Genomic DNA, 6,008 nt, shown 5'->3' on the forward strand with positions numbered 1-6,008 from the left:
GTGTGGTGGTTGGTGACTGTCAGGTTGTGGACGGTGGTGTGGGTTGTCCAGCGTTTGATGGCGGTGATCTGGATGTGGGTGCCGGCGCTGGTCTGCAGCCACTGGCCGGGCTGGAGGTTGGTGGCGTCGATCCACTCGTCCAGTTCTGGGACCCAGAAGGGGTGGCCGTCGGTGGCCGTCACGGTGGCTTGCTTGTCGCCGCGGTCGCCGTCGATGTCGATGGTGATCTTGACGAGGTTCTTGGAGCCCTTGCCGGTGATGGTGTCGGTGACGGTCTCGACGCTGGTTTCCCCGGTCTCGGGGTCAGTGGCGACGATCTCGTCACCGATCCTGACGTCTTCGATCGGTTTGGTGGTGCCGTCCGCGTACAGCACCTTGGTGTCGGCGGTGAAGCTGTTCCGTCGGCAGGTGGTGGCCGCGTCTCCAGCCGCGTCAGCGGCTCCGGCGGCGCGATTGACACTTCTGACGGCGGATCTGCCTACTCCGCCGATACCACCGACGATGTCGACAAAGAACTGCCCCGCGCTGTAGCGGCGGGAGGTCGAGTCGATGCCTGCCTTGTCCTCGACCCAGCCTTGGAAATCGTCGATCTTCCCAGAAGCCGTTCCGGTGGGGTCGACAATATCCACACCGGCCTTGACAGGTTCAACAAGGGCCGCGTCGACGACGCCGGCGAGGAAATCCCATCCGTCACCGGCAGGCATGGCCCCCTCGGAATTTGCCAGAACCCCTTCCAACTCCTGGGGAGAGTCGAATGCCTCGTACTGCATCCAGGTGTCGCCGTCTGACTGGTAGTCGAGGGAGGAGTAGCGGTGGCCGTCGAGTTCGATGCCTGTGGTGGGGTTGCCGCCGGTGAAGGCGTAGCGGTTGCCGGTGAAGGGGTCGGTGGTCAGGCTCATGTCGGCGAGGGCGCCGTTGTAGGTGTCGCGGGTGAGGAATCGGTTGAGGCCGGGGCTGTAGTTGCGGAAGCCCATGTCGTAGGTTCCCGAGGCCTGGTCCCAGCGTTTGGAGTTGAAGCGGTAGGGGTTGTACGGCTCCTGGTTGGGGGTGGTGGGGTCGGGTTTGTCGACTCCGGTGAATTCGGAGTCGTCGTTGGTGCCGTAGGCGGTGTAGCCGTAGGTGGCTTTGGTGTTGCCGCTGGTGTCGGTGAGGGTTTCGACGTCGGTGTGGCTGTTGTAGCCGTAGACGCCGAGTTCCTCGGTGCCGTCGGTGTTGTGGGTGATCTGGGAGAGGCGGTTGCCCCAGGGGTCGTATTGGTAGGACTTGGTGACCTCGCCGGCTACGCGTTCGTCCAGGACCTGGCCGGACAAGCCGAGGTAGCTGTAGTCCGTGGTCTTGCCACTGGCGGTCTTGGAGGTGGTGCGGTCCATGGGGTCGTAGGTGTAGGTGGTCTTCTTCGTGGTGCCGTCGTCCTGGAGGCGGCTGTGTTCGCTGATGCGGTCGAAGCCGTCGTAGATGGTGCGTTCGATGATCTGGCTGGCGGCGGTGATGGTGTCGAGGCGGCCGTAGGGGTCGTAGTTGTAGGAGGCGGTGTCTGTGGTGCCGTCGGTGGCTGCGGTGACCAGGCGGTTGCGGTTGTAGGTGTAGGTGGTTTCGGTGTTCTTGACCGTCTGGCTGATGACGTTGTCGTTGGCGTCGTGGACGTAGGTCTCGGTGCCCGCCCCGTTGCCGGTCTTGGTGACCTTCGCGATCCGGTCCGCCGGGTCGTAGGTGTAGGCCGTGGTCGATTCGAGGTACGCCGTGTGGTCGTCGGCGTTCATCTTCTTCGTCGCGTCGCGGGATTTGTTGCCGTTGGCGTCCCAGTCGTATGCGTGGGAGGCGACAAGGAGCTGGCTGTTGTACTCCTGGGTCGTCTTCAGTGCGCCGTTGGCGTAGTAGGTGTAGTCGACGAAGTTGCCGTTCGCCTTGTTCTCCCGCAGCTTCTGGCCCCGGGCGGTGTATTCGTAAGAGGTTGTCCGCTTGGTCGGGTCGGTGGCGCTGTCGCCGGCCTCGACGTGGTTGACCATGTTGCGGATGTCGTAGGCGTAGGACTGGAACACGTCCGGGTGGGTGACGGTCTGGAGTTGGCCGTTGGTGTTGTAGGTGAAGGCGGTGACTTTCTTCGGCTCGCCGGCGAGGTTCTCACTGACCTTGGCGACCTGGTTGAGGCCGGTGTAGGCCATCGTGTATGCGTCGATCCGGGCGCCTGAGCTGGTGTCGTCGATGTCGGTGAGGTTGCCGTTGCGGTCGTAGCGGTAGCCGAAGACCTTCTCCTCGGTGTCGGCCGCCGCGTCGTAGGAGCGGACCAGCTTGACGGCGTCCGCGCTGATGGTGCCCTGGTCGCTTCCGGTGACGGTGATCGACTTGATGCCCTGCTTGTAGCGGTACGTGCCGAGCTTCACCCACCGGTTGGGGTTCTTGGCCTGGTTGACCTTGCTGGTCGCCTTGCCGCCGGCGTGGTCGATGCGGTAGGTGGCGGTGCCCGCGTCGGTCTTTTCGGGGTACTTGGCGTAGGCGGTGTACTCGCCGTCGCGGGGGATGATGGTCTGCCAGGTGAACGAGCCCTGGTCTGAGGTTTGGGTGCGGTGGTTGAAGCCGGTGTCTTTCGGTTCGCCGGACAGGGCGATGGACTTCGACTTCTTCCAGCTGCCTGTGGTGGAGGTGTGCTGGGTATCGGAGTTGTCTACCAGGACCACGGCAGAGCCGTCGGGGACGCCGGAGTCCTTCCGGGTTTTCAGGGAGCCGTCGGGGTAGTAGCCCCAGTTCATCGGCCGTTCGGTGGTTTCCTCGCCTGCGGAGATCAGGCGTCGGCTGGTCTGCTGGCCGAGGTCGTTGTAGTCGTAGCGGGTGACGATGTCCCACGGGTCGGTGGCTGTGCGGATCCAGCCGGTGTCGAAGTACTCGTAGGTGGTGTCGTTGCGTACCGTCTGGCCTGCCGAGGGCGGTGCGGAGACCGTGGCGACGCGCCCGAGGGCGTCGTAGCGGGTTTCGGTGTAGATGTCGGGGTCGTTGTAGCGGGCGTCGTTGGGGTCGTAGGGCTGGTATTGGCGTACCGGGCGGTTGAGTTCGTCGTAGGTGGTGCGGAGGGTGAAGTCGTCTGCGGTGGTGGTGGCGGTGCCGCGGGGGGTTTCGACCTTGGTGCGGTTGCCGGCCTGGTCGTAGGTGAACTTCGTGGTGCGCGTGATGGTGTCCGTGTACGGCACGCGTTGTGTCTTGGGCAGGCCGCGTTCGTCGTAGTCGACTTCGGTGGTCTTGCCTGCCTTGTCGGTGGTGGAGATGACCAGGGAGTCCTTGTCGTAGGCGGTGGTGGTGGTTTCGCCTGCGGCGTCGGTGACCGTCTTGGGGCGGTGGTTGAGGTCGTAGGTGGTGTGGGTGGTGAAGTCGGTGGTGTCGGGGGTGGTGTTCTTCTTGGGGTCGATGACGTGGGTGGGGTTTCCGACGTCGTCGTAGCGGTAGGACAGCTTGTCACCGTCGGCGTTGACCACGTCGGTGAGCTGGTAGATCGCGTTGTAGTGGTTCGTGGTGGTGAAGTCGCCGGGTATCTCGGCCGTCGCCACGCCCTTGGGTTCGGTGGTGGTGATCAGGTTGCCGACGCGGTCGTAGGTGTAGCTGGTTTCGCGGCCGGTGGTGTTGTTGTCCGGGGCGGTGGCCGCGGTCATCAGGTCGGCTTGGTCGTAGACCGCGGTGGAGACGGCGCCGTTGGGGGCGGTGGAGGTGGTGACGTTGTCGTTGGCGTCGTAGACCGGGGCGGGGGTGGTGATGTAGCTGCCGGCCGAGTGGTCCTTGGAGACCTTGTTCTCAAGCGGACGGCCGTAGACGTCGTAGTTCTGCTCGGTGGTCCCGCCGAGTGCGTCGGTGACCTTGGTGACCTGGCCTCGTTCGTCGTAGACGAAGTCGGTGCCGTTGGCCTTCGGATCGGTGATCAGCCGCGGGTAGCCGGTGGGGGTGAAGTCGGCGTTGGTGGTGGTGTTGCCGCGCGGGTCGGTCGCTGTTTCCAGCTGGCCGTGGGCGTTGTAGGTGTAGCGGCTGGTGTAGTCGCCCTCGTCCGTGGTGGCGGTGCCCTTGGGGTCGGTGACGGTCTTGAGGTTGCCGTAGGCGTCGTAGGTGAAGGTCCAGGCGCGGCCCTCGGGCGAGGTCTTGCGCCACAGGTCCTTCACATAGCCGTCGGCAGTGCGTTCCGCGTACTGGAAGACCGTCGCGTTGGCGGGGGTGGTGCCGTCGGTGCAGGTGGTGGGGTCGGGGACGCCGCCGGCGGCTGCGTTCTGCTCGGCGTCGCGTTGCCACAGGGGGTAGCCGGTGGCCGGGTCGTAGCAGTAGGCGGTTTCGGCGCCGTTGTGTTCGCGGAGGTAGGTGACGTTGTTGTCGGCGTCCCAGGCCAGGGTGGTGGTTTCGTTCTTGGCGTTGATGGTTGTGACCGGGCGGCCGAAGTCGTCGGTGGTGGTGTCGGTGACGTTGCCCTCGGCGTCGGTCACCCGGGTGTCGGTGAACTCCGGCGTGCCCGCGTTGTCCATGTACACGAAACCGGTGCCGTTACCGCGCCGGTCGGTGATCTGCTTGGTCCACCAGTGATACTCCGGGTCATCCCCTTCACTGGGGGCGTAGTAGTCCAGGTTGGTGGTGTGCTGGCGCGGGTCTTCGACGGCGACGAGTTTGACGTTCTTGTTGCCCTGGGTGGCGTCGTAGGTGAAGTCGAACACCTTCGGCTGTCCACTGCCCGCGCCGTCGGTCATACGCCCCAGCAGGCCCTTGTCGGTGTAGTAGAACGCCAGGGTGCGGCCGGAGATGTCGGTGACCGACTTGACGTGATCGTAGATCTTCGAATTCGTCAGCTTCCCCGAGCCGGCGACCTGCTCACCCGCGTCGTTGATGTACTCATACGACGCGTCGCCCTTCTCGTAGTACTCGACCGTCAGGGACTTCCGGCCGGCCGGGTCGGTGATGTAGTCGAGGAACTTCACCGGCTTGTTGTTCGACTTGCGCTCGGTGTACGTGTACGTCTGCGTGTTGCCGTTCGAGTCGACGACCGAGGTGAGGTAGCCGTCGCAGCCGAACAGGAAGCGGGTGCCGTCCGGGCGCGTCGCCGTCCACGCATCCGGTATCGGGTCCTTCGACGGGGTGCAGTCCAGGCCCTGCTTCGGCGCAAGTTTGTAGTGCACACCGGCCGGGGCCTTGAAGCTGCCATCAGCCTGCTTTTCGAATACATGCGTGGTGCCGTCGCCGTCCGGCCACCGCACCTCCGTCGGATGCGGGTTGGGATGGAAGTCCAGCGGGGCGCCGAGGCGCAGCGGTCCGGCGGCCTGGGCGGAGACGCCGTGGCCGGTGACCGTGTCGCTCGTGTCGAGGGAGTTGTAGGCGATGCGGAAGAAGGTGTTCAGCCCGCGGCCGGGATTGGCGAACGCGTTGTATGACCACACCGCGTTCCCGGCGGCGGCGTTGTTCATCACCGAGGAGCCGGCGCCGGTCGGGGTGCCGGTGTAGGAGTAGAACGTCTCCAGGCCCAGCTCGTCGGAGGTGGGGTCCTCCACGGCCACCCGCTGGGTCAGGGCAGGGATGTGGTGGCGGTCCGACAGCCAGGCGTCCAGGGAGGGTGCGTAGACGTCCCAGGTCAGCTGGTAGTCGGTGCGTTTGTTGCCCGCGTCGGAGTTGATGGGTGTCTTGACCTGCGCGGTGACGGTGACTTCCCCGCCGGGCGGGATGCTTTCCGGCAGGTCGGTGAGCAGCGGCTGGCCCAGGCCGGGCGGGGTGCTGCCGTCGGGCAGGGTCCACCGGTACGACAGCCCCCAGCCGTCGGGGTTGTTGCCGTTCATGGTGAAGTCGGTGGTGTTGGTGAACGTCACCTCGACGTCGTAGGTGGTGTTCGGCGTCATCCGCTGCGGCGTGCCCGGCGCGTAGTACGTCGAGGCGGCGGTGGCGTCGACGTAGATCACCCGCAGCAGCGGGCCGAGCTGCTGGTCCTGGCCCTCGCTGGACAGCCACAGCGACCGCTCCCGCGTCCCGCTGGACGACTCATCCGCCAGCTTGACCATCGC

1 protein-coding gene is annotated in these 6,008 nt (G+C 65.3%); it reads right to left on the reverse strand.

Annotated elements, in window-relative coordinates:
- Nucleotides 1–6,008: polymorphic toxin-type HINT domain-containing protein (locus ACHZ99_RS33375; RefSeq protein ID WP_420308594.1), on the reverse strand; the 6,008-nt coding region annotated here is incomplete at both ends.

It is taken from the genome of Streptomyces sp. MAR4 CNX-425, assembly GCF_048656465.1.
In the GTDB taxonomy this organism is placed as follows: Bacteria; Actinomycetota; Actinomycetes; order Streptomycetales; family Streptomycetaceae; genus Streptomyces.